The sequence below is a fragment of the Nonomuraea sp. NPDC051941 genome (genome assembly GCF_044593615.1).
The window spans coordinates 52,400-76,193 of the sequence record NZ_JBIUCF010000041.1; the positions used below are offsets into that span (position 1 = coordinate 52,400).

Consider the following 23,794-nt stretch of genomic DNA (forward strand, 5'->3'; position numbering starts at 1 on the left):
AACCTGCCTTCGCTCGATGACGCGAAGAGCGTCCCAGCCAAGGCTTCCGTAACGCTTCCCTTTCACTCCCGGATCCAGACGGTCATGTCGGAGAGGCCGCGGTTGGCCCAGGAGAAGTACGGCACGGCGGTCAGCGTGACGCCGCGCCGGGCAGGAGGACGGTCGCCGTACAGCGAGCCGTCGGTCTCGGCGTCCGCGGTGGCGTCGGCGTTCAGGGTGACGACGCCGGTCCGCTCGTCCGGGACCGCGTGGACGGGGGTGTCGCGGGCGAGGGTGAGGCTGTGCACGGCGCAGTCGTGGTCGACGCCCTCCAGGCAGAACACGATCGGACCGCGCTCGAGAGCGACCTTGCCGGCGGTGGCGGCGACGGCGGGATCCGCCCAGGTCCGGCGGACCTCCATGCCGAGATCGATCTCGACCACGTCGCCGGCCCGCCAGCGGCGGGAGAGGACGCAGTAGCCGTCGCGGAGGACAGGCTGATCAACGGGCTCGCCGTTGACGGTGACGGCCGGCTGCCGGCTCCAGCCGGGGATGCGGACGGCCAGCGTGAACTCCGCCCCGTCGTCGGCGTGGGTGACGGTGACGGCCAGGCGGCCATCCCGGGGGTAGGCGGTGTCCTGGCGGAGGGTGACCTCGCCGCCGGCGAAGGTGAAGCGGGCGGTGCCGGCCACGTACAGGTTGACGACGGCCTCGCCGGGTCCCTGGGCGTAGACGTAGCGGCCGAGCTCGCTGAGCAGCCGGGCGAGGTTGGGCGGGCAGCAGGCGCAGTCGAACCACTCCTGCCGGGTCACGGTGCCGTGGCTGGCGAGGGGGTTGCCGTAGAAGTAGCGGGTGCCGTCGGCGGAGGCGCCGCTGAGGACGCCGTTGTACAGGGCGCGTTCGAGGGCGTCGACGTAGTGGCCGTGGCCGGTGAGGTTGCTCATCCGCCGCGCCCACTGGACGAGGCCGATCGCGGCGCAGGTCTCGGCGTAGCCGTGGGCGTCGGGCAGGTCGTACGCGGGCCCGAAGCCTTCGATACTCGGGTCGGAGCCGAGCCCGCCGGTGACGTACAGCTTCTTGTCCGTGACGTTGGCCCACAGCCGGCGCACGGCCTGGAGCAGCCGGTCGTCGCCGTACTCGCCGGCCAGGTCGGTCATCGCGCTGTACATGTACATGGCGCGGACCGAGTGACCGACGGCCTCGGCCTGGTCGGCCGCGGGCAGGTGGCTCTGGTTGTACTCGCGGAAGCGCCGCAGGTCCCTGGGCTTGCGGGGGAGCCTGGTGCCGAAGTAGCCGGGGGTGCCGCGCCGCCGCAGTTCGGCCTCGAAATAGTAGGGCTGCTCCCCGCGCCAGTCGATGAACCGCCGGCCGAGGTCGAGGTAGCGGCGCTCGCCGGTCGCGCGATAGAGCTTGACCAGCGCGAGCTCGATCTCCTGGTGCCCGCAGTAGCCGCCCGCGCGGGGGCCGTCGGGGCTGAAGACGGTGTCGATCAGCTCGGCGTAGCGGCGCACGATGTCGAGCAGCCGGGTCTTGCCGGTCGCCTCGAAGTGGGCGACCCCGGCCTCGATGAGGTGACCGGCGCAGTACAGCTCGTGGGCGTCGCGGAGGTCGGTGAACCGCTCCCCCGGCTTGACGACGGTGAAGTACACGTTGAGGTAGCCGTCGTCCTGCTGCGCGCCGGCCAGCAGCTCGATCGCCTCGTCGACGGCCCGGTCGAGCTCGGGGTCGTCGGTGGTGGCCAGGCAGTAGCTGGCGGCCTCGATCCACTTGGCGACGTCGCTCTCCCAGAAGATGTGTGGCTCGTCCGGGTCCCCCGGCCGCCAGGACAGGCTCAGGGCGTCGAACTGCTGTCCGGGCCGGCGCAGCTGGCCCTCCTGGTGCCGCAGCGTACGGGTGCGGATCAGCTCGCGGCGCGGCGCCCAGAACTCGTCGTCGATGGTGACCGCGGTCAGCGGCAGCGGCTCGCGACGCAAGGCGGCGGTAGAGGTCATGGTCATGGTGTTCCCAACGGGGTGTCGTGAAATGAGCCCGGGGCCCTGGGAAGGACCGCGGTGCCCCAGACGTAGGCGAAGGAGGCGAAGGCCGGTACGGCGACGCCGAAGACCGGGACCAGCCCCGGGACGACGTAGTACGCGCAGAGGATCACGCCGACGACGAGCAGCGTGACGAGCGCCTGGACCGGGCGGGCGAGGACGAGGATCGCGCTCCGGCGGACGAGCGCGCCCGGCCCCTCGTCGAAGTGGGCGGCGAGGATCCAGATGTTCGCGGTCATGCCCGACACGAACAGCGTGACCAGCCAGAGCAGCGCGCCGAGCAGCGGCTCGACGACGCCGAGGTCGGCGCTCTCCAGCAGCCGCCGGTCCAGCAGGAGCACCGCCCAGGCCGCCGCGAAGACGTAGCCCACCACGTTGGCGGTGCGGAACTCCTGCCGCCAGAGCCGGCGGAACTCGCGAGGCGCCCCTGAATGGAGGAGCTCGCCGCGGATGACGCCGTACACCGCGGCGGTCGCGGGGAAGACTCCGAGCACGACGCCGCCGGCCAGGGTCCACACGATCCACAGCAGGTGCAGCTTGAGCAGCAGCAGGCCCACCTCGCCCGCCCTGGTGTGCCAGGTGAGGACGCGTCTCATCAGCCTTTCACCGACCCGATGAGCACGCCCTTCTCGAAGTAGCGCTGCAGGAACGGGTAGAGCACCAGGACCGGGAGGCTGGAGACGACGATCACGCCGTACTTGATCTGGTCGGCGTACTGCTGGTCGTAGGAGGTGCCGCTGCCGCCGGAGGCTCCGACGCCACCGGCGAACGCCTGGTTGGACAGGAGGATGTCACGCAGCACGATCTGCAGCGGTTGCAGCGCGTTGTCCCGGACGAACACCATGCCGGTGAAGAAGTCGTTCCAGTGCTGGACCAGGTAGTACAGGCCGATGACCGAGACGATCGCCTTGGACAGCGGCAGCGCGACCCTGGCGAAATACTGCAGGTAGGACACGCCGTCGATCATCGCCGCCTCGAACAGCTCCTTCGGCAGCGAGTGCTCGAAGAACGCGCGGGCGATGATGAGGTTGTAAACGTTCACCGCCGACGGCAGGACGAACACGAGCCAGTTGTCCAGCAGGCCGAGATCGCGATAGAGCAGGTACGTCGGGATCAGCCCGCCGTTGAAGAACATCGTGAACACGAAGAACAACATGAGGATCCGCCGGGGGCGGAACTCCGGCCGCGACAGCGCGTACGCCGCGGGGATGGTCACGACGAGGTTCAGCGCGGTCCCGGCGACGCCGTAGAGCAGCGTGTTGCGGTAGCCCGTCCAGATCCGCTCGTCGTTGAAGATCTCCCGGTACCCGAAGAGGTTGACGCCCTTCGGCCACAGCCACACCTCGCCGGTGGAGATCAGCGACGGGTTACTCACGGACGCGATCACCACGAAATAGACCGGATAGACCACCGCGAACAGGACCGCCACGCAGATCGCGCCGAGCGCCAGCGTGAAGATGACATCGCCCGGTGTCTTCTTGCGGAAGAATGTCACCACAGGCTCCAGTTCGACACGCGGCGGGCGATCGCGTTGGCGGCGATCAGGAACGCGAAGTTGATGACCGTGTTGAACAGGCCGATCGCGGTGGCGTAGCTGAACTGCGTGCTGAAGATGCCGATCTTGTAGACGTACGTCGCGATGACCTCGGACACGGGGAGGTTCAGGTTGTTCTGCATCAACCAGACCTTCTCGAAGCCGGTGTTCAGCACGCCGCCCATGGTGAGGATGAGCAGGATCACCATGGTCGGCACGATGCTCGGGACGTCGACGTGCCGGATGAGCTGCAGCCGGTTCGCGCCGTCCACCTTGGCCGCCTCGTACAGCTGCGGGTCGACCCGCGAGAGCGCGGCGAGGTAGATGATGCTGTTCCACCCGCAGTGCTGCCACACGTCGGAGATCACGTACACCGGTACGAAGGCCGCCGTGTCGCCGAGGAAGTTCACCCCGTCGAGGCCGAACAGGGCGGAGACCCGGGTGAGCAGCCCGGTGGACGGGTTGAGGAACGCCTGCAGCATGCCGACGATGACCACGATCGAGATGAAGTGCGGCAGGTACGTCGCCGTCTGCATGACCCTTTTGCGCCGGCCGCCGGCGATCTGGTTGATCATCAGGGCCAGCAGGATCGGCGCGGCGAACCCCACCACGAGCGTGGTGAAGGCGATGACGAACGTGTTCTTCAGCAGCGGCCAGAACAGCGGGCTGTCGAAGAACTGCCGGAAGTACTTCAGGCCGACCCAGTCCCCGCCGGTGAGCCCGGCGGTGAAGTCGAACTCCCGGAAGGCCAGCTGGATCCCGTACATCGGGACGTACATGAACACGGCGACGAACCCGACGGCCGGCAGGACCATGAGCCACAGTTGCCAGTACCGCCTGACGTGCCGGCCGGCGCCCATCCTTCGGGCGCCGGCCGGCTTGCGAGCCGCGACGAGAGACTCCGCCATCAGCGCGTCTTCACGTACTCGTCGTAGTAGCGCTGGTAGATGTCGATGTTCTTCTGCAGGCCGGCGTTCTGGACCTGCTGGACGTACTGTCCCCACTGATCCTCGACGCCGCCCTTGGTGATCCACTCGGCGAACTTCGTCATCGCGGAGTTGAGCATCGTGGTGTTGTTCAGCCCGAGCTGGTTGGTGTCGTCGGGCTTCATCTGGATGAACTGGAACGGGTAGACGTCCTTGTCCACGTCCATGTTCGCCAGCGCCTTCTGCAGCGGCTCGGTCTGCTCGACGGCCTCGTCCAGGTCGGCCGGCAGCTTCACCTCGATGTCGTCCCGGATCCAGACCGGGCCGGCGTCGGCGATGGTGACCGTCCACTTCCAGGTCGACGGGTCGACCTTGGGGTCGGCCGGCGGGAGCACCTCGTACTCCTTGTCACTGATCTTCTTGACGTACTTGCCGAGGTCGCCCCACAGCACCTGCAGCGACATCTCCTTGTCGTAGAGAGCGTTGACGATCTTGAGCGCCGCCTGCTTGTTGCTCGTCTTGGCGGACATGAGGATCTGGTTCGACGGGAAGTTCTCGCCGTTGGAGTCGTACGTCCAGGTCACCGGGGTGGTCTGGCCGGCTTTGGCGAGCAGCGGCGCCATCGCGACGTACTGATCGGCCAGCTCGGCGCCGAACCGGTCGCTGGCCGTCCAGCCCCAGCTGAAGCCGACCTTGGCCACCTTGCCGGAACCGCGGCCGACCGCCTGGTAGGCCGAGTAGTCCTGCGTCATGACGTTCTTGCTGACCAGGCCGGCGGCGTAGCAGCGATGGAGGAACTCGATCACCTGCTTGTAGCGCTCGTCGACGAGGAAGTTGCCGACCTTGCCGTCCTCCAGGAAGTAGCCCTGGCCGCCGCCGCCCGCGATCGGCAGGCCGACGCTGCCGAGCAGCACGCTGGGCTGGAAGTAGCCGAAGCCGCCCGTGCCGACCGGTGACCAGTCCATCGGGATCTCGTCGTTCTTGTCACCGTTGCCGTTGGCGTCCTCCTCCTTGAACGCGACGAGCACGGTGTAGAGCTCGTCCCAGGTGGTGGGGACCTTCAGGCCGAGCCGGTCGAGCCACTGCTTGTTGATGTACTGGTGGGTCACGGTCGTCGGCCAGAACCGCTTGTAGCCCGGGACCGCGTAGACCTCGCCGCTCGTCAGCGTGGCCATCGACTTCAGCTGCGGCTTCGCCGCGAACAACGCCTTGACGTTCGGAAGCGCGTCCAGGTCGTCGGCCAGGTTCTCGAAGAGCGTCCGGTACGTGCCCAGGTCGGCGTTCGTGATCGCGTTCGTGCCGATGATCAGGTCCGGCACGTCGCCGGCCGCCAGCATGGTGGACTTCTTCTGGTCCCAGTCGGCGGAGATCTCCTGCCACTGGATCTTCACGCCCGCGATCTTCTCCAGCTGTTTGGGCCACTCCATCGTGCTCATCGGCTTGGTCAGCGGATGCTTGTTGACCAAGATCCGCAACGTGTTCGGATCGCCGGAGTTCTTGCCGGAGCAACCCGCGAGTGCGGTGAGGCCGGCCGCGACGACGAAGGCCCGGCGGGACAGAGCCGGTGAGGTGGCCATGCGGTCCTCCTGAGGGGGGGACGGAGGGGTGTGACCGAGATCTCGGTGAATGTTTCAGCGATGTTAGGGGCCGTCATTCAGCGTTGTCAATGACAAGACAATCAGGGGAAGTAGTGATCGCGCCAAGGGGTGCGGAGCGGGTCAGGCCTGCCCGGACGAGTCGCGAATCAGCAGGTGCACGCCGGTGTGCACCTGCCGGGCCGCGCCGTCGTACCCGTCGAGGCGCTCGATGAGCAGGTGGACGGCGGCGGCCACCATCTCGCCCTGGTCGGGGCTCACCGACGACAACGACGGGATGGTGAACTCGCCCTCGTCCGTGTCGTCGAAGCCGGTGACCGCGACGTCCTCGGGGATGCGGATGGCGTGCGCGCGCAGGGCTTTCAGCACGCCCACGGCGATCGTGTCGTTGACGCAGACCGCGGCGTCGAACCTGGGCCCGGAGCGCCGCAGCAGCCCCACCATCGCCTCGTAGCCCGAGGCCCTGCGGTCCCAGTCGGAGCTGTAGGCTACGAGCGAAGGATCATGCTCGATGCCATGCTCCTCCAGAGCGGCCACGAACCCGGAGTAGCGGTCCCCGGTCGGGACCGCGCCCGCCGGACCGTTCCACACGAACGCGAGCCGCCGCCGGCCGGTGGCCAGCAGGTGCCGGGTGATCGCCAGGAAGCCGGCGTACTCCCCCATCAGCACACCGTCGAGCGTCTTGATCGGCGCGCCGCCCAGGGCCACCGCCGGGCGCCGCGGCGCCGCGCCGGCGAGCAGCTCGTCCGACAGGTGGTGCGGGCAGATGATGACGCCGTCGACGTCGGCGGTCGTCACGCCGAGCACCGCGTCGCGCTCGCGCTCCCCGCCGTTGGCGATCCGCAGCGTGCTGGTGAACCCGCACTCGGCCAGGGCGAGGATGAGCCGCTCGGCGTTCTCCGCGAAGTACGGCTGGTAGAGGTTCGGCACGACGACGGCGATCCGGCCGGTCCGGCCGGAGGCGAGCCCGCGCCCGGCCTGGCTCGTGGCGTGTCCCGCCTCGTAGCCGACCTCCTCGACCGCGGCCTGGACCTTGGCCCGGGTGGCGGCCGAGACATGCGGGCGGCCGAGCAGGACATTGGACACGGTCTTCGCCGAGACCCCGGCCCGCACGGCGACATCCGCCAGCGTCGGGCGCTTCACCGCGGGTCCCGGCCGAGCGTGGACTCACGCCGGATCAGCTCGACCGGGGAGACGACCGCGCGCGGCCGTCGCGGCGCCGTGCCGGCGAGGCGTTCGGCGAGTAGCTCCAGCGCGCTGCGCGCCAGCCGGGCCGGTCCCGGGTCGATCGTGGTGAGCGACGGCGTCGAGAACCGCCCGTCCTCCAGGTTGCCGTAGCCGGCGACCGCCACCCGTCCGGGGACGTCCACCCCGTGCTTGACGAGCGCCGCGAGGGCCCCGAGCGCCACCTCGTCGTTGACGCACAGCAGCACGTCGACGTCCGGGTGCCGCTCCAGCACCTGTACGGCGGCCCGCGCTCCCGCGCGCCGGTCGGCCACCTCGCCGAGGTCCGCGCACGGCACGGGCACCGGACCGGATCGGTCGAGACAGGCGCGCAGCTCATCCTGATGCGCGCCGAGCAGCGCCGGGCGGGACCGGCCCATGACGGCGAGGTGGCGGGCCATCAGGGCCGCCGCCTCCGCGACGTCCTCCTGAACGCGATCCACCTCAACCCGGTCCACCTCGGCCGCGCCGCCCTGCACGACGACCACCGGGCGGTCGTCCGGCCCGTCGCCGACCGGCCCGACCGGCCCGATCAGCACCACGCCGTCGAACGTCTTCCCCCGGGCGGCGAGCACCGCCGCCACCCGGGCCGGATCGCCGTGCGTCGGCTCGACCGCGGCGAGCATCCCCCAGCGGTCGGCCTCGGTGACCAGGGCTTCGACGAGTCCCGCGAGATACGGGCGGCGCAGCTCGGTGACGGCGATGCCGACCACCCCGACCTGCCCGGTCCTGAGCGTCCTGGCGGCCCGGTTGGGGACCCAGCCGAGCTCGTCGATCGCCGCATGCACCCGGCTCACCTTCTCCGGACGGATGTGCGGCTCGCCGTTCACCACACGTGACACGGTCTTGATCGAGACGCCCGCCCGATCGGCCACCTCCCGCATCGTCACGCGCATGCGAACAGCGTAGGTCACGGTAGGACTTCTCAGCATTCGGTTTGTGATCAGCAGGCCAGGGGTGCCGAGCCGAGCGCCACGTCGTCGTACCAGAGGGTGTCCTGGTCGTTGCCGTAGCTCTCCCAGCCCAGCCGCAGCGTGGCCGGGCGCGGCGCGGTGGCGCGGCGCAGCCACTGGGAGTCGATGTCCTGCGTCGGGGTGCCGTCCACGCGCAGGCCGGCGACCTCCTGGTTGTCCAGGTACGTACGCATCGACTGCTTGGTGGTGTCGATCTCGTAGCGCAGGCAGACCCAGCGGTTGACGGGAAGCGCGGTGCTGAGCGCGACGCCCGCCGGGCTCTGCTCGGGCAGGGTGGCGTCGTCGGACTCGCGGTTCCACTGCAGGGCGCCGTTCTGGCCGCCGATGCGCAGGTCGCGGTTGCCGTCATTGGCGTCGGCCATGGTGATCATGCTGACGTGCGTCGCGGGCAGGGCGGTCGTGTGCCGGACCCACATCCTGGCGTAGACCACCGGGCCGACGCGGGAGACGTCGCGGGTGGTGCCGACGAAGAGGTGATTGCAGTAACCGCCGCCCCCGTTGACCCGCAGGGACTTGCCGCCGCTGTGCGTGATCGCGGTGTCGATCACGGCCGTGCCGGTGCCGGCGCAGTTGGGGGTGACGACCTGCCAGTCGCCGGACGGGCTGCCCGCCTGGTCCTCGAACCCGGAGCAGACCGTCGCCCCCGAGCAGCCGGGCGGCACCGTGGGGGTGACCGTCGGGGTGACAGTGGGCGTTACGGTGGGCGTGACGGTGGGGGTTTGGCTCGGGGTCGTGGTGCCGTTGCAGGCCACGTCGTTGAGCGTGAAGTCGGTGGGCGCGGGGTTGGCCGCCGACCAGGTGGCCTGCAGGCCGAACTCGGCGCTGCCGCCCGTGGCCAGCGCGCTGTTCCACGCGACGTTTGCCGCCGTCACGACCCGGCCGGTCTGCTCCACCTGCGCGTTCCACGCGCTCGTCACCCGCTGGTCCCCTGCGTACGTCCACCGCAGCCGCCACCCGCTGAGCGCCGTCCCCAGGTTCGTGACCTTCACCTGCGCGGTGAAGCCGCCCTGCCAGGAGTTCACGGTGTAGTCCACTTTGCACCCGGTGTCCGCGGAAGCGGGGGCGGTCACGGCGGCGATGCCGCCGATCGCCACGGCGACGCAGGCGACGACTGCCCAGAGCCGGGCAGACAGCGTGTGGGGACCGGACATGACATCGCTCGCCTTCGGGGTCCGTATGGGAGCGCTCCCAAACCGTCTCTTGAAGACGATGGTTCGCGGGATCACGCCGAAGTGTCAACCCCGCACCTGCTCCCTACGCACCTGACCAGGGAGCTCACCGCTGAACCTTTCATCCCGGCCGCACGGGATCAGCCCGCGGCGAGGGCGGACAGGATGGAGTCGGCGATGACCCGATGTCCGGCGGCGTTGGGGTGGTCGCCGTCGGCGGCCAGCAGCGGGGTGTCGTCCCGGGAGCCGTCCCCCTTGAACGGGCCGTAGACGTCGACGTAACGCGCGCCCTTCGCCGCGGCCGCACCGGCGAGGGTCCGGTTCACGACGCGCGTGAGGGCGTCGCTGTTCGACATGTACGCCGTCCCCTTGGCCCGGGCGCTGTCGCCGTCCAGGAACACGTTCCAGTAGCCGGTCACGACGATCCGGCTGCGCGGGCGGGTCTGCAGCGCGCGAACCTTGCCGAGGATGCCGTCCACGTTGGCGCGCAGCCGCGCGAGATCGTTCTTGTAGCAGGCCAGCCCCGCGCGGGGACCGCAGTCGTCGTCCTCGAGCGCGTCGCTGTCGAAATCGTTGGCGCCGATGGTGATGATCACCAGGTCGGCTTTCACGATGGCGTCCGCCGCCGACCCGCCGTCCATCTGATCGAGCAGCCCCTGCGAGGTGAGCCCTCCAGTGGCCAGGTTGTGGACGGCGACGCCGGTGCCTTGCCTGGTCGCCAGGGTCTTCCTGATCAGCGAGACGAAGGTGTCGCAGTCACACGCGGAGCCCGCGGGCACCGAATCGCCCAGCCCCACGATGGAGGTCACCGCCGCCGGTCCGGGGTGCGGGGTGGCGACCGTCTCACCGGCTCGCGCGTCCCTCGCCACTCTCGCGACCGGGACGGTCTCGAGCGCGACGCTCCAGGCCACGGCGAGGACCGCGACCACCGCGACCCCTCTGAACCGCCGGGTCATGCCGGCATCGCGGCGGCCTGCTCCGTGACGCCCGCGCATGATGCCCACCCACCGCACGCGATCGCCCCCCTGCCTTACCGCCTCAGCCCCGCGTCACCGTACCGGCCGCCTGCGGCAGCGTGAGCGAGATGCATCAGCTTACGCTGGACACTCCACGCAAAACCCCGCAACCACGGCAGAACCCACGGCCCACGAGGACCCTTCAACGGCGGTGACGGCAGGCGAGTCCCGTGCCGGATGGGTCTCACCGGCGCGGCTGCCGGCCGATTCGGCGAAGGCGCCGTGGACCAGGACGATGACGCGCTGCTCGCTCATGAGTGGACCTTTCCGGTGTTCGGTACGTCGCGGCTTGTGACAGCCCCCGAGAAGTTGCTGGTCGATGTCCGGATTTTGGTGGGCCTACCAGTCATCGACGACGGTCACGCTAGGGACGTCACGGATGCGAAGGCGGCGCGGACAGGTGGACCCTGTCCCGGCAGAAGAGAAGGGGGCTGACAGGCGATGGCCGATCTGGACTATGGCTGGCGTCTTCGCGAGGTCATGGCGGAGCGCGGCATGTCCTCCACCGTGGAGCTGCGTCCCCTGCTGGCCGCTCGCGGTGTCGATCTGTCGCCGAGCCAGGTGTACCGGCTCGCGGTCGGCAAGCCGGAACGGCTCAGCCTCCGCACGCTGATGGCGCTGCTGGACATCCTCGGCTGCACGATGGACGACCTGATCCGGCCGCTGCCCGCCCGCCGTACCGGGAAGTGACCGCTCCTCCCCGCGACAACGCCTGACGAAGTCCGCACCCTCCCCGCCGGACACTCCGTTCGCCGCATCCACGCTCGCCGCCGCGCGGCGCCATCCAGCCGGTTCGTTGATCAGGCCGTCTGGATGAGATATTGCATTAGATGAAAGTCGGTCCCGGTATCGCCGGTGATGCGTGGTGCGGAAGATATGGCGGAGATGCCCGATAAGGCTGATCTTGGGGGTGGGTGGTCCGCGACAGGCGGAACCCCGCGGCCGGGGTGGCTGGTGGGCCGAGAGGCGGAGTGCGCCACGCTCGACCGGCTGCTCGCGGACGTCCGCGGCGGCGAGAGCCGGGTGCTGGTGCTGCGCGGCGAGGCCGGAGTCGGCAAGTCGGCGCTGCTGGACCACCTGATCGCGAAGTCCGCCGGGTGCCGGGTCGTGGCCGCGACAGGGGTCCAGTCGGAGATGGAGCTGCCCTTCGCGGCCGTCCACCAGCTCTGCGTGCCGATGCTGGACCTCCTCGACACCCTGCCCGAACCCCAGCGTGACGCGCTCGGGACCGCCTTCGGGATGCGCGCCGGGCCCGCTCCCGACCAGTTCCTCATCAGCCTCGCCGTACTCAATCTCCTAGCCCAGGCCGCCGACGAGCGTCCGCTCGTGTGCGTGATCGACGACGCCCAGTGGCTCGACCGCGCTTCGGCGCAGGTCCTCACCTTCGTGGCCCGCCGCCTCATGGCCGAGAGCGTGGCCTGCGTCTTCGCCGTCCGTGACTCCGGCGAGACCGGCGTGCTGCCGGGCCTGCCCGTGATGGAGGTCGGCGGACTGCGGGACTCCGAGGCGCGGACCCTCATCAGCCGGGTGGTCCCAGGGCCGCTGGACGAGGAGGTGCGCGACCGGATCCTGTTCGAGTCGCGGGGGAACCCGCTGGCCCTGCTCGAACTGCCACGCGCCGCGTCCGCGGGCGGATTCGTGGCGGCGGCGAACGGGCAGTCGCTGGCGGGCCGCCTCGAGGACGGCTTCCAGCGCCGGCTGAACGGCCTGCCGGCCGCCAGCCGGATGATGCTGCTGCTGGCCGCCGCCGAACCCCTCGGCGATCCGGCCCTGCTGTGGCGCGCCGCCGACGTGCTCGGCGTCGACACCACGGCGGTCGACGAGGCCGACGAACTGATCGACTTCAGCGACCGGGTACGTTTCCGGCATCCGCTCGTCCGTTCCGCGGTGTACAACGCGGCCGTTCCGAGGGAGCGCCGGCAGGCCCACCGAGCGCTGGCGGAGGCGACCGACGCCGCCACCGACCCGGACCGGCGGGCCTGGCACCGCGCGCAGAGCGCCGCCCACCCCGACGAGAGCATCGCCGCCGAGCTCGAACGCTCGGCCGGGCGCGCCCAGGCCCGCGGCGGTCTGGCCGCCGCCGCGGCCTTCCTGGAACGGGCGGTCGGGCTCACCCCCGACGCCCGGCGCCGGGCCGAACGCGCGCTCGACGCCGCCCGGGCCAAGCACCTGGCCGGCGCCCTCGAGTCCGCGCTGGCGCTGCTGGCGGCGGCCGAGGCCGGGCCGCCGGACGAGCTGCGCCGCGCCAAGGCCGAATCCCTGCGCGCCGAGATCGCCCTGACCTCGAACCGCGGCACCTCCGCCCCGGCGATCCTGCTCAAGGCCGCCAAACAGCTCGAACCACTCGACATCGGCCTGTCCCGCGACACGTATCTCCAGGCGCTGCTCGTGGCGATCGGCGTCCTGCCCGGCTGGGACGGCATCATCGAGGTGGCGGCGGCCACCCGCGAGGCGCCACCCGCGCCCGGCGCGCCCCGCGCCGCGGATCTCGTCCTCGAAGCCCTCTCCCTGTCCTACACGCAGGACACCCTGACGGCCGAGCCGGCCCTGCGGCGTGCCGTGGACGCCATCATGAGCGAGGAGACCCCGCCCGCCGAACAGCTCCGGTGGGTCTGGTTCGTCAACTTCTCCGTCATGAGCCTGTGGGACGACGAGGCCGGTCGCGACCTGACCCGGCACTACCTCCGCCTGATCCGCGGCTCCGGCGCGCTCGCGCTGCTGCCCCTGGCGCTCAGCCTGTCCACGATGCTGTTCCTGTTCGAGGGCGACCTGGCGGAGGCCGAGACCCAGAACGAGGAGGCGAAGGCGAACGCGGTCGCCGCCGACGTCTGGACCACCTCGGGGGCAATGGTGCAGACGGGCGGCGACCTCGGCCTCGCGGCGTGGCGGGGAGACGAGGAGGAGACCGAGCAGCTCGCGGAGATCATCGCGAAGGAAGGAGCGGTCCGCGGGGAGGGGAGGACGCTGGAGATCAGCCATTGGGTCCGATCCGTCCTCTACAACGGGCTCGGCCAGTATGAGAAGGCTCTGGAAGCCGTTCTGCAGGCTGGCGTGGACCACCGGGCGCCGGGCGGCTGCGGGGTCCAGTGGGCTCCCCTCGAACTCGTCGAGGCCGCCGCGCGTACCGGCCGGCACGACCTGGCCGCCCGTACGCTGGAGCGGCTCTCCCGCTCCACCCGGGCGGGCGGCACGGACTGGGGCCTCGGCCTCGAGGCCCGCTGCCGGGCGCTGCTCTGCGACGGAGAGCAGGCCGACCGCCACCTTCGTCGAGGTGCGTCCGCGCCTGTTCGGCATCGCCTACCGGATGCTCGCCGGCTCGGCGGAGGCCGAGGACATCGTCCAGGAGACCTGGCTGCGCTGGCAGAACACCGAACGCTCGGCCATCGCCAACCCGGCGGCGTTCCTGACCCTGATCACGACGCGGCTGTCCATCAACGCCGTGCAGTCCGCCAGGGCCCGCCGCGAGACCTACATCGGCCCCTGGCTGCCCGAGCCCATCGACACCGGCGCCGACCCCGCCGCCGGAGCCGAGCGAGGTGAGGCGCTCGAACTCGCCCTGCTGTTACTGCTGGAGAAGCTCACCTCGGCCCAGCGGGCCGCGTACATCCTCCGTGAGGCCTTCGTCTATCCCTACGAGCAGATCGCCGAGATCATCCAGCTCAGCCCGGCCAACGTCCGCCAGCTGGTGAGCCGCGCCCGCAAGCACCTGAGCACCACCCGGCGCGGGTCGATCGGCCCCGACGAACACCGCCGCCTCCTGTCGGCCTTCCTCGACGCCTCCCAGGAGGGGAACCTGACGGCCCTGGAGAACCTCTTCGCCGCGGACGTCGTCAGCTCCCCCGACATCAGAGGCGCGGCGGCGGAGTCCGGGGTTCATCCCATCGCCCGCAGGACGTCACGCACCCGGCGCAGGTCCCGCATGCGAGCCTCGTACGTCGCCCCGACGACCACGAGCAGCACCCCGCCGACGGCGATCGGCACCCAGCGCGGCACCGCGAGGAACATCTCCGACACGTACGGGGCCAGTGCCCGCACCGCGACCCCGGCGAGCACGACGCCCCCGATCACCGTGGGCGCCTGCAGCCGGAACCGGGCTCCGGCGAACAGCACCATCAGCGCCAGCACGCCGAGCGCCAGCGACCGCCGCCATTCCGTGTCCGAGTAGACGACCACCAGGCTGGGCAGCATCGTGAAGGAGAGGCCCGTGCCGTAGGCCGCCCACGACGAGACCGGCGCGGCGCGCCGCCGCAACCAGCCGAATCCCAGCAGCACCAGCGAGCACGGCACCGTGTACGCCTCGACGACGGTGACCTCGTCCGCCCCCAGCCGCAGCCACGAGGCCAGCAGCAGCAGGGTGGTGCCGGCGTACCTGAGGCCGCTCGCACCGCCTGCCCACAGCGACATGAGCAGCACCAGCACTCCGGCCACGGCGAATCCCACGCTCGCCGCGACCAGGACGCGCAGGCCCAGCGAGAACCCCACCGCCACCGCCTCCAGCCCGAGGAACAGCGCGGCGAAACCCAGCCCCCAGACCCTCAGCCCCTTCAGCCTGGCCACCAGCGCCATGGCGGCGGCCGCCAGCGCCAGGATCGGCAGCACGATCAGCGTCGCCGGCTCGCTGCCGAACGCGTACGCCGCCGCCCGTACCGCGGCCGGACCGGCGACGAGCGCGCACGCCACCGCCCACCAGGGCGCCCGGCCGAGTGTGGCGGCCACCGCCGGCGCCACGGCCAGCACTGCCAGCACCGCCACCGCGGCCGGGTAGGGCATCGCGAAGGCTTGGGGTACGACCGCGACCATGAGCACCCCGGCCACCAGCGCCCCGACCGCCAGCACCCGGAACACCAGCCCCCCGGACACCAGCGCGCGGGACACCGCTGCGTGGGACGTCGCTGCCTCGGACGCCGCCCCCTTCCTCGGCATCGGCCACCCACCGGTCCCGCGCACGGCCACCAGTAGGAGGCCGAGCGCCAACGTGCCCAGCACCGCCACGTCCGCCGGCGTCGCAATCTCGAACGGCTGCCACTGCCGCCCGTTCCAGGCGCCCGTCCAGAGCACGTCCAGCCAGGCCAGCGGCGCCACCAGCGTGGCCACGAGCCGAGGCAGCACCACCAGCGTGGTCAGCAGCGCCACCAGCCCACCGGTGGCCATGCCCGCCAGCCGTACCCGCCGCCAGGGCAGCCAGGCGGCGGCGAGCACCACCACGAGTGCGGGAACGAGGAACGCCAGAGGACGCCAGTCCGTCCCCGGCCCGACCAGCACCGGCTGCGCCAGCGCCGCCGGGATGGCGATCAGCGTGAGCGCGGTCCCGACGGTGACCACGGCCGCCCAGGTCTCCCCCAGAGCCTTGCCCGGCCTGGCCAGCAGCCACGTCACGAACCCGCCGAGCAGAGCCAGCGCGACCAGTGGCGCCGACCTGACCAGGGCCTGGCCGACGGAAGGGGACCCCAGCGCGTCCGCCGAGCCCACCAGCAGGGCAAGCATCGCGACCCCGCTGCCTGCCACGGCGGCCGTCACCCGCACCGCTCCCCGGCCATAACGGACCAGGGGGACGTCCAAGGCCGCCGTGGCCACCAACATGGCCACCAGCCAGGTCTCCGGCAGGTCGCCGGTCAGCAGCGGCAGGACCGGCTGCGCCAGCACCACGGCGACCGGAGCGGGCCCGCGCAGCCGGGTGACCCGGGCATAAGCCACCAGAATGAGCGCGGTAAGCCCGAACACCCCCGCCGTGTAGTGCAGCGCGTCGAGCGCGTCGACCCCGAGGAAGCCCACCCGCCTGGCCGCGTACCCGTCGAGCAGCAGCAACACGACCGCGAGCCCGGCCACGGTCTCAGCCGTCGCGGTGAGCCTGCGCCGGATCAGCACGACCGGCGCCAACATGACCAGCGCGGTGAACGCGGCCAGCACGACCGCCCGCCCGGCCATGCTCATCTGCCCCCAGCTCACCACGGTGAACACCACCGCCGCCACCGTCAGCAGCAGCCCACCAAGGATGAGCAGGACATTCTTCGCCGTACCCGGAGAGACCTCCCGCCCCGGAACACCGGGCCCCGCACCTCCAGGCCCGGCCGCCACCCCCGGATACGGCGGCAACACACCCGCATAGGAAGGCACCACCCCCGCCGCACCCGTCTCTGCCGCCCCCTGACCCGCGACGCCGGCGCGCAGGATGCCGATCAGTTCCGTACGGCGGGCCTGCAGCCTGGCCTGCTGCTCCCTCAGCCCGGTGAGAGCCTGATCCACCTGCCAGAGCTCGTACGCGGCGGGCCCCTCCAGAGGCAGCGCACACCTGGGGCACCTGGACACCGGCCCTTGGGACCCGGTCCCGGACAACACCGCACCGCAGTCCGGACATTTCATACTTCCACGCACCGATACTCCGTTTGAGCCTGTCGAGATGACCCATATTCCACCCCGACGCCCTTGCGAACCACTGTCACCGGCAACCACGAACGACGACCGGCCGACGCATGGGAGCAACCTCCGGAACGAGGTCGCGCTCCGGGACGCTCAGCAGGCGGTCAGACCGGCCCCGGCCCCTGACCACCTTGGTCCCGCCGGCGTCTCGCCGCTGGGCGTGTCGTCGCAACGTTCCAGGAGAGTCAGCAGACGGAGCAGCCGACGCGGACCGCGGCGGCCGGACGTCACGTCCTGGGCGCGGGAGCGGATCACGATCCCGCCCGGGCGACACCGCTTGATCAACGCGAGCCGGGCCCGCCTCGGGCAGGGGATTCGGCCCTCGGTCGAGGGACTGGGCGGCAATCAGGCATGCGAACGCCGCGAGCCGGTTGAGAGGCTCCAGACCTGTCAGGGTGAGGACGACGGTGAGGATCACCAGGATCAGCGCGGCCGAACTGACGCCGAAGACGAGCCATCCGCGGCGCCACGACAGGACCGAAACAACGATCATCGCCACGATCCCGGCCAAGAGGAGCGGCGGCATGGCGCGGCCGTGGTCGACGTTGAGGGCCTGCCAGTACCGGACGTACGCGGGCCCCGGCATGCGAGCCACGGACGGGGCGATCACCACGAAGAGGACGCCGCCCGCGTACAGGCCGACCAGCAGTAACGCGACCGTCCTGGACGCGACGAGAACCAGGGACACCGCACGCCCCTCCACGACGAAGATCGCGACGGCGGCGCGGGAGTTGATGATCAGGAACGGCTACGCCGACACCACCATGGCCGAAGTGGCGCGCGAGGCCGGCGTGGCCGTCCAGACGCTGTACACGTCCTCCCCCGGCGGCAAACCCGCGCTCGCCAAGCTCGTCTACGACGTCACGCTGGCCGGAGACGCCCAACCCCTGCCGCAGAGCGACCGCCCCGAGGTCCAGGCGATCATCGACGAACCGGACCCCGCACGCAAGCTGGCCCTGTACGCCGCCACGGCCACCGCGATCCTTCGGCGCATCAAGCCCGTGCACCGCGTCCTGCGCGCGGCGGCCGCCGCGTCCCCGGCCGACCCGGGACTCCAGGACCTCCTGGCCGACATCGAACGCGAAAGGCTGACGGGAAGCCGCGGACCGGCCGAACATCTGCACGCTCTCGGCGCCCTGCGCCCGGACCTCCCTCCGGCCAGGGCCGCCGAGCAGATCTATGTCCTCACCTCGACGGAGAACTTCGAGAAGCTGACCGAGGTGTGCGGATGGAGTGAGGCCGAGTACGAGGAGTGGCTCGCCTCCATACTCGCGGCGGCCCTCCTCGGACCCCCTCACGAGTGAGATCCCCGGCGCCGTTCGTCCCCGGGTGCCGTAGTCGGGTGTCGCGAATCGCCAGACCCCTCACAGCATCGGGTGCCGGCTTCAGACCATCTCAGGCTGTCGACGGATCGTCCACCGACTCGCGAACGCGCCGGCCGGTGAGCTCCTCCAGCTTCGCCATCAGGCCCTTCGCCTGGTCCCTGAGCAGGCCGCGGACGAGAAGTTCGACAGTGTCGCCAGCGACCCGCACGTCGGCCGTGTCGAGCAGGCCAAGCCTACGGTCCGGATACAGCCGCAGCTCACTGATCTCGCTGTGGGCCACCCGGGTGACATCAGATATCCGGTTCCTGGTGTCCAGCTCGATCGCGCGCACATACCGATCGCTTACAACGATGACCGCCGAGCCTGGCATACCACCGCTCATGCGGTACGGCGCGAGGCAGACGAACCGCTCCCGCTCGTCCAGTGACTCCATGACGATGTTCAGCAGCAGGTCCTTGTTGCCAAGAGTGCGTTGCATGAACGGCAGATGCTGCTTGAGCAAAGCGTCTATCTCGGCCCGGGAACGTGGCACACCGACCACGGACGGCTTCCCTCCAGACGGGACGGACGCCTGGAATGAGGGCCAGCCGAGCTCCTTCCGCATCCGAAGGTACTCGCGTGTCCCATAAGCGCTGAGGTCGAAGAACCACTGCCGGACATCGTCGGTCAGCCGACCTCGTCCCGCGAAGATCAGCCCGCAGCCGATCAAGGAGAGCAGCGCTTGCGCGCGCCACTGATCGCCGAAACTCCCGCGGTTGGCCCACCTCTGCGCGGTGCCGTGGAACGCCGTACTGACCGCCTTCGGCCCCATGACAGAGGCGGCTTCCGACTTGTCAGGGGTGACGATCGCGACTTTGAGGTCGTGCCGTATCGGGGAGTCGACCGCGAAGTCTCCCAACCACTCCCGGGCGAGGCTCAGCAGCAGATACGCCGGATCGTAGGCGAGCGATGCGGCTTCGGCGAATCCGCCATAGTCGATGAGCTTGAACCCCTGCGGATCGTCGGGGTGCACGAGCACGTTTCGCACGTTCAGGTCACCGTGCGCGCGCCCACGCCGAACGAACAGGGAGTGTGCGTCATTGCTGTGTGCCAGCGCCAGTGGGTTGAGCGCCTGTCCGCCATCTCCGTCCGGCACGAACTCGGCCGTGGCCAGCCCACGCGTGGCCGCCCATGTGGACAACGCGCTCCCGGCCTCGAGCCGGTCTCCGAGCAGGAGTCGCAGGTACTCGCCTGCGGTCATGGGCAACGGCGGATGGGCACGCGCCGAATTCCACTCGTCGAGCAGGGAGCCGACCACGGTTCCGCAGACTTCGTGCAACCTGGCATGGTGTCGCAGCTTCACCAACGGCTGCACCATGGACTGGTCACCGCCGGCAATCTCCATCTGGATCATCCACCAGGTGTCCAGCGGGATCGCGTCACCGATCAACTCCACCAGATGCGCCTCGCGAAACTCCCGCGGCGAGTGGTCCAGCGCCTGGCGCGTCCGCCGCGCCTCGCCGGGGCCGTCCTTCGGCAGGAATTTGAGTATCGCCTGTCGGTCGATGACGTTCTTCTCGAACTGAAGGACGACAGCTACCTTGGCCTCGCTCATCCCTCCGTCGAGCCACCCCACCAACCTGGTGTCGTAGCCGGTGGAAAGATGCCACCGGTCGTAGGCGTCGAGCACTGCGGAGGGAAGCCGTGCTTCCCATCCGTCGCCTAGCCTCTTGCCCACGTGATCCGTCCTATTCCAGAAAGAACAAGATGATGGAAATGATGATCCCGAGCACCCCGATGAGAATGCCGTAGAACTCCCAAGGCCTGTCCCTGACGATATCGCGCAGTATGCGCCGCTGAACGGCTTGCAGGCTCAACGGCAGCGCTTGGAATCCCTGCGGCAGCGTTCTGCACAGTTCTCGCAGCCCACTCATGTTCAGCGACGCCTGGTTGACGCGGGCCCCCTCTTTGAGGAGTGTCTCTGCTCTGATCCAGCGAGCGTCCGGGCCGACGAGCAGGTACGGGCGTGACGACTGGAAGTGGAGGAAGGTGATTTCGTACCTGGTGAGGACGCCCAGCGTGCGCGAAAGTTGCGTGATCTCGGCCGTACCCATGTCCATAAGCTGATCCTTGCCGGCGTCAAAGACGAAGCGCGGGAGTTCTTCCTCCAGTTCCCGGATCGCGACATCACGCATCGTCGGATCAGCGGGACGCATCCGTCCGCCCGGGAGTTGGTACTGATTGGCCGCGCTGTCATACATGGCCAGGCAGCAGACGCCCTGCCCACGCAGCCGCGCCGTAACAAGGATTTGGGCGACGCGTACATGGCGTAGCGGCCGGGCCCGTGGGTTCATGTGCGCACGCTGGCGCTCTATCAGGTAGAGGAATTGCGGCCCCGTGAGGATCGTGTGGTTCAGATACGGCGGATCGCCTATTCGGGCACGTTCCCAGTTGCCCAGGACGGCTGTACCGGTCTCGACGTGCTCGGCCAGGCTGCTGAGGAATAGTGCGGAGGAAACATGCGCGGCCTTGACCCGCTGGTCTTTGACCGCCAGCACGCCAAAAGTGTTGAGCAGCGTGATCAGCATCCGGCCGACGAACTCTGCCTGTTCCTGGTCCAGCCCCATACCCTCACACAGGGACGCTTCCAGCACGGGCCCCTCGTTCTCGCCCGGTAGTCTCCGAAGCAGTTCCGCTACGGCCTGCCGCACCTCTGACTCCGTCATTACACAATGTTCTCGAGCTTCGCGGCTCCGAGCCAAGGGTCCTCATGGCCCCTGCGATGCCGGCGCAGGTAGAACGTTCAACACCTGCTTGATGGGCAGATGCCGTCTCAGGTCTGGCCCCAGCGTTCGAGATCCGGCAGAGCCAAGGTCTGACCTGCTGTGACGGCATCCTGCACACTGCGCGCAAGAGTGCCTTCTACCGAGGCCGCCTCCTGTAAAAGCCTTTTCATGCCCAACCTGTCGTCTGTGTGTGCGAGCAGGTTGTGGTACTGGTTGTTGTTCCGCAGCTGCGCTTGAGCCCGTAGTGCGGCGTCGGCCTCCAGGACCCGGTGCGCATAGGCTTCCAGCTCCACGACCCGTTTCGTGACCATATTGGCCGAATGCTGTATGGCCCGTTGCTGAGGGGCCAGGACAGCCCTCAGCTCAGCGGTGACGATGACGCCATGGGTGGCACGTGCCTGCTCGGCACGAAGGAAGCTCTGATCACGCAGAAGGCGACAGATCTCCCACAGTTGCTGGGGCAGGAGCACATGATTGGCGACAGAATCCAGATACCCCCACCGGTTGACCTCGGACCGGCTGATTGTCGAGATGGCGTCGGAAGCCCGTTTGAACAGGACATGGGCTGCGTTGTCAAGATCGCTGGGAAGGACATAGCGAGGGCGGTAGAGCCGGGCGAGCCGACTGACAGATCCGCGATCTGCACCTATAAAGCATGCTGTCACGGCCATAGAGAGCAGAAGAAAGGCGAGCGCGCCAACCCAGGACCCTGAGATCAAGGCCAAGGCGATGCCGGCGAGAAACACCATGCCGGCTGTGACGCCAAAGATGATCGACCACTCACTCCCTCCGCCCCACGCTTGAAGGTTGGCAGTCCCGACGCGCACGATGCGGCGTTGGTCATGGGGTGGGACAGTGGGATCGACAACTGGCCAGGGATAAGCCCAAGCATGCACGGTTGATCATCCTCCATCGACTATGGCATGTTCCATGGGCTGGACTCGGCACCGTGCGGATTCCAGGCAGCAGATAATCGCAGAGGTCACTTCTCGATACAACCGAATGTATTGGATTGGTCCGGTTCAGTGGGCACATGATCTCCGGGAACCATGATTCCCAGAAGAAGGAGCCTGCTGTGCCGAACAACGACCAGCAAGAGTTTCGCCGGCAGATGGTGGTGTCGGCGCAGTAACCGGATGGCCTCGATACGGTCTTGCTGTCGGTCGCCTCCCCGGTAATGGTGGCTGGACTGAGCGCTCCGCAGCCGGGGATGGCCAGCGGCTACGGGGCACGCATCAATGGGATCGGGCTTGTCGCCTTCCCGGCCACCGCGGCGCCGACCCGCCATGAGCTGGTTCACGCGCACCGCCCGGTAGCCGGCGCGCAGCAGACCGCCAGGTGCCGGGTCGGTCCGGCCGGGCGGACCGTGCTCGCCGGCAGCGCCACCGAGTTCGAGCGGCTGGTCCCGTTCGGCGTGTACGTGGACGCCTTCACCCGACTGGCGGACGAACAGGGCGGGCACGTCGACGGTGGCCGACCAGGTGGCCTCGCGGAGTCCGCCCTGCGCACGTTGTTGTCGGCGGGCGAGACGAGCGACACCGTACGGGGCAGGCTGGATCGCTTCCATGCGTATCGAGGCATTCGTGCGCTCCTGATCCACCTGGCGACCGGCCGCGGCGCCGTGCTCGCACTCGACGACCTGCACTGGGCGGACGCCCCGTCGCTCGAACTGACCGAGTTCCTGCTTCGCAACCCGCCCGCCGCCGGATTCCTGCCGGCCATCGCCTGCCGCTCCACGATGATCCCGCCGGCGGTGGCCGACGCCGTCGCCTGCCAGGACGCGTACATCACCAGGCTGAGCCTGTCCCCGCTGGATGAGGAGGCGGCGGCGGCATACCGTCCGACGCCGGCCCCCGGCCCCGGCGGTTGATGTATCGGATCAGCGGCGGCAACCCGCTGTTCCTGCGGGCCTTGCACGACGCCGACGACAACGCCCTGGCGAAGCCGGCCGACGGCGGCCCGGGCGCGGCTCGCCACCGAGGAGCGCGCCTTGCCGGCCGGCCCATGGAGAGCTGACCGCCCCGAGAAGCGCGCCTTTCTGGTCGGCGCGCCGAGACCGGGAATCGGGATCGCGCCCTCCACCGCCCGGGAGGTCCTCAGGCGGGATTCGCCGCCCGGGCTGACGTCCACCACATGCTCCGGCTTCCTGCGGCCGCCGCTCCACGGGCGTCCGCGTCGGGCGGCGCGCCGCTGCCCTCCAGGCGGGTGGTGATCGCGATCCGGTTGTGCGCGTTGATCACTGTCGCGGCCCAGATCAGCGCCGCCAGCTGTGTCTCCTCGAACTGCCTCGCCGCCTCGGCGTACACCTCGTTCGGGACCTGCCCCGCGAAGACGAGGGTGATCGCCTCGGTCAGCGACAGCGCGGCGCGCTCCCTGCCGTTGAAGAGCTTGCTGTTCCGCCAGGCCCGCAGCTCGCGGATGCGCTGCTCCCCTTCCCCCATGGCCCGCGCGTCCTGGGTGTGCCGGTCGAGCGAGAGGGAACAGCCGTTGATCTGGGACGCGCGAATCTTGATCAGCTGGAGCAGCCCCGGCGCGATGTCCGCCGCCTGCGCCGCGGCCAGAGCGGCCTCGTGCAGGGCGCTCATCGCGCTGGAGACTTCGGGGGTCACGTTCTTGATCGCAATCCGCGGGGCAATCGTGGCTACAGACATGTCGTGACTCTCATCTCGCTCGTTGAAGCTCTTTCAAGCAAGGACGGGCGCAGCGACGATGTGGCGATATGTCCCCCTCTCCGTCCCGCTCGAGAGCGCGCCCCCGGCACCAGGCCCCGCGCGCGCCCTCCGTACTGCATGGGATACGCGACATCGGCCGCCCCGGTTCGCACCACGGATCTCACC

At 69.7% G+C, this 23,794-nt stretch carries 18 protein-coding genes and 2 pseudogenes; 6 read left to right on the top strand and 14 right to left on the bottom strand.

Features of this window, described 5'->3' with window-relative positions:
• Positions 1 to 62: 62 nt before the first annotated feature.
• The 9 genes from ACIHFD_RS47980 to ACIHFD_RS48020 all read right to left on the bottom strand — a co-directional run bounded on the left by ACIHFD_RS47980 (position 63) and on the right by ACIHFD_RS48020 (position 10,390).
• On the bottom strand, positions 63 to 1,976 hold the full coding sequence (locus ACIHFD_RS47980) for a glycoside hydrolase family 127 protein (protein ID WP_397372586.1): 1,914 nt from the start codon (positions 1,974 to 1,976) through the stop codon (positions 63 to 65).
• A complete protein-coding gene (locus ACIHFD_RS47985) occupies positions 1,973 to 2,608 on the bottom strand; it encodes a YesL family protein (protein ID WP_397372587.1) in 636 nt (211 codons plus the stop codon). The genes ACIHFD_RS47980 and ACIHFD_RS47985 overlap by 4 nt, the downstream gene beginning before the upstream one ends.
• Positions 2,608 to 3,507 (bottom strand): carbohydrate ABC transporter permease, encoded by a 900-nt coding sequence (locus ACIHFD_RS47990; RefSeq protein ID WP_397372588.1) that lies wholly within the window; start codon positions 3,505 to 3,507, stop codon positions 2,608 to 2,610. The genes ACIHFD_RS47985 and ACIHFD_RS47990 overlap by 1 nt, the downstream gene beginning before the upstream one ends.
• Entirely contained in the window at positions 3,504 to 4,454 is a 951-nt protein-coding gene (locus tag ACIHFD_RS47995; protein WP_397372589.1) for an ABC transporter permease, read from the bottom strand. Before ACIHFD_RS47995 ends, ACIHFD_RS47990 begins: the two co-directional genes overlap by 4 nt.
• A complete protein-coding gene (locus ACIHFD_RS48000; protein ID WP_397372590.1) occupies positions 4,454 to 6,049 on the bottom strand; it encodes a hypothetical protein in 1,596 nt (531 codons plus the stop codon). Before ACIHFD_RS48000 ends, ACIHFD_RS47995 begins: the two co-directional genes overlap by 1 nt.
• A gap of 141 nt (positions 6,050 to 6,190) precedes the next feature.
• Positions 6,191 to 7,210: a LacI family DNA-binding transcriptional regulator gene (locus ACIHFD_RS48005; protein WP_397372591.1), complete on the bottom strand. Its 1,020-nt coding sequence runs from the start codon at positions 7,208 to 7,210 to the stop codon at positions 6,191 to 6,193.
• Positions 7,207 to 8,187 (bottom strand): LacI family DNA-binding transcriptional regulator, encoded by a 981-nt coding sequence (locus ACIHFD_RS48010; RefSeq protein WP_397372592.1) that lies wholly within the window; start codon positions 8,185 to 8,187, stop codon positions 7,207 to 7,209. The genes ACIHFD_RS48005 and ACIHFD_RS48010 overlap by 4 nt, the downstream gene beginning before the upstream one ends.
• A 47-nt stretch (positions 8,188 to 8,234) precedes the next feature.
• Positions 8,235 to 9,416, bottom strand: coding sequence for a cellulose-binding domain-containing protein (locus tag ACIHFD_RS48015; protein WP_397372593.1), 1,182 nt, complete (start codon positions 9,414 to 9,416; stop codon positions 8,235 to 8,237).
• Positions 9,417 to 9,574: 158 nt separating this feature from the next.
• Positions 9,575 to 10,390, bottom strand: coding sequence for an SGNH/GDSL hydrolase family protein (locus tag ACIHFD_RS48020; RefSeq protein WP_397372594.1), 816 nt, complete (start codon positions 10,388 to 10,390; stop codon positions 9,575 to 9,577).
• Positions 10,391 to 10,891: 501 nt separating this feature from the next.
• On the opposite strand from ACIHFD_RS48020, the gene ACIHFD_RS48025 reads away from it, so the two are divergent.
• The 3 genes and pseudogenes from ACIHFD_RS48025 to ACIHFD_RS48035 form a co-directional block, all read left to right on the top strand.
• Entirely contained in the window at positions 10,892 to 11,140 is a 249-nt protein-coding gene (locus ACIHFD_RS48025) for a helix-turn-helix domain-containing protein (protein ID WP_397372595.1), read from the top strand.
• 195 nt (positions 11,141 to 11,335) lie between these two features.
• A pseudogene (locus ACIHFD_RS48030) lies at positions 11,336 to 11,839 on the top strand (BREX system ATP-binding domain-containing protein); the annotation flags it as partial.
• A gap of 1,915 nt (positions 11,840 to 13,754) precedes the next feature.
• Positions 13,755 to 14,147 (top strand): annotated as a pseudogene (locus ACIHFD_RS48035) (sigma factor-like helix-turn-helix DNA-binding protein); the annotation flags it as partial.
• Positions 14,148 to 14,323: 176 nt separating this feature from the next.
• Here the strand turns inward: ACIHFD_RS48035 and ACIHFD_RS48040 are convergent.
• The gene (locus ACIHFD_RS48040; protein ID WP_397372596.1) at positions 14,324 to 16,693 is read right to left on the bottom strand and encodes an SCO7613 C-terminal domain-containing membrane protein; all 2,370 of its coding nucleotides are present in this window, start codon (positions 16,691 to 16,693) and stop codon (positions 14,324 to 14,326) included.
• A gap of 581 nt (positions 16,694 to 17,274) precedes the next feature.
• On the opposite strand from ACIHFD_RS48040, the gene ACIHFD_RS48045 reads away from it, so the two are divergent.
• Positions 17,275 to 18,171: a TetR/AcrR family transcriptional regulator gene (locus ACIHFD_RS48045; RefSeq protein ID WP_397372597.1), complete on the top strand. Its 897-nt coding sequence runs from the start codon at positions 17,275 to 17,277 to the stop codon at positions 18,169 to 18,171.
• A 91-nt stretch (positions 18,172 to 18,262) separates the two neighbouring features.
• On the opposite strand, the gene ACIHFD_RS48050 is transcribed toward ACIHFD_RS48045, so the two are convergent.
• The 3 genes from ACIHFD_RS48050 to ACIHFD_RS48060 form a co-directional block, all read right to left on the bottom strand.
• Positions 18,263 to 19,861, bottom strand: coding sequence for a hypothetical protein (locus ACIHFD_RS48050; protein WP_397372598.1), 1,599 nt, complete (start codon positions 19,859 to 19,861; stop codon positions 18,263 to 18,265).
• A gap of 58 nt (positions 19,862 to 19,919) precedes the next feature.
• Entirely contained in the window at positions 19,920 to 20,897 is a 978-nt protein-coding gene (locus tag ACIHFD_RS48055; RefSeq protein ID WP_397372599.1) for a hypothetical protein, read from the bottom strand.
• A gap of 107 nt (positions 20,898 to 21,004) precedes the next feature.
• Positions 21,005 to 21,784, bottom strand: a complete 780-nt coding sequence (locus ACIHFD_RS48060; protein WP_397372600.1) for a hypothetical protein — start codon at positions 21,782 to 21,784, stop codon at positions 21,005 to 21,007.
• Positions 21,785 to 22,134: 350 nt separating this feature from the next.
• Between ACIHFD_RS48060 and ACIHFD_RS48065 the strand changes: the two genes are divergently transcribed.
• Together ACIHFD_RS48065 and ACIHFD_RS48070 are read left to right on the top strand one after the other, a co-directional pair.
• The gene (locus ACIHFD_RS48065; RefSeq protein WP_397372601.1) at positions 22,135 to 22,827 is read left to right on the top strand and encodes an AAA family ATPase; all 693 of its coding nucleotides are present in this window, start codon (positions 22,135 to 22,137) and stop codon (positions 22,825 to 22,827) included.
• Entirely contained in the window at positions 22,827 to 22,973 is a 147-nt protein-coding gene (locus ACIHFD_RS48070; protein ID WP_397372602.1) for a hypothetical protein, read from the top strand. Before ACIHFD_RS48065 ends, ACIHFD_RS48070 begins: the two co-directional genes overlap by 1 nt.
• Positions 22,974 to 23,053: 80 nt before the next feature.
• Here the strand turns inward: ACIHFD_RS48070 and ACIHFD_RS48075 are convergent, their stop codons facing one another.
• A complete protein-coding gene (locus ACIHFD_RS48075; protein WP_397372603.1) occupies positions 23,054 to 23,566 on the bottom strand; it encodes a carboxymuconolactone decarboxylase family protein in 513 nt (170 codons plus the stop codon).
• Between the last annotated feature and the right edge of the window lie 228 nt (positions 23,567 to 23,794).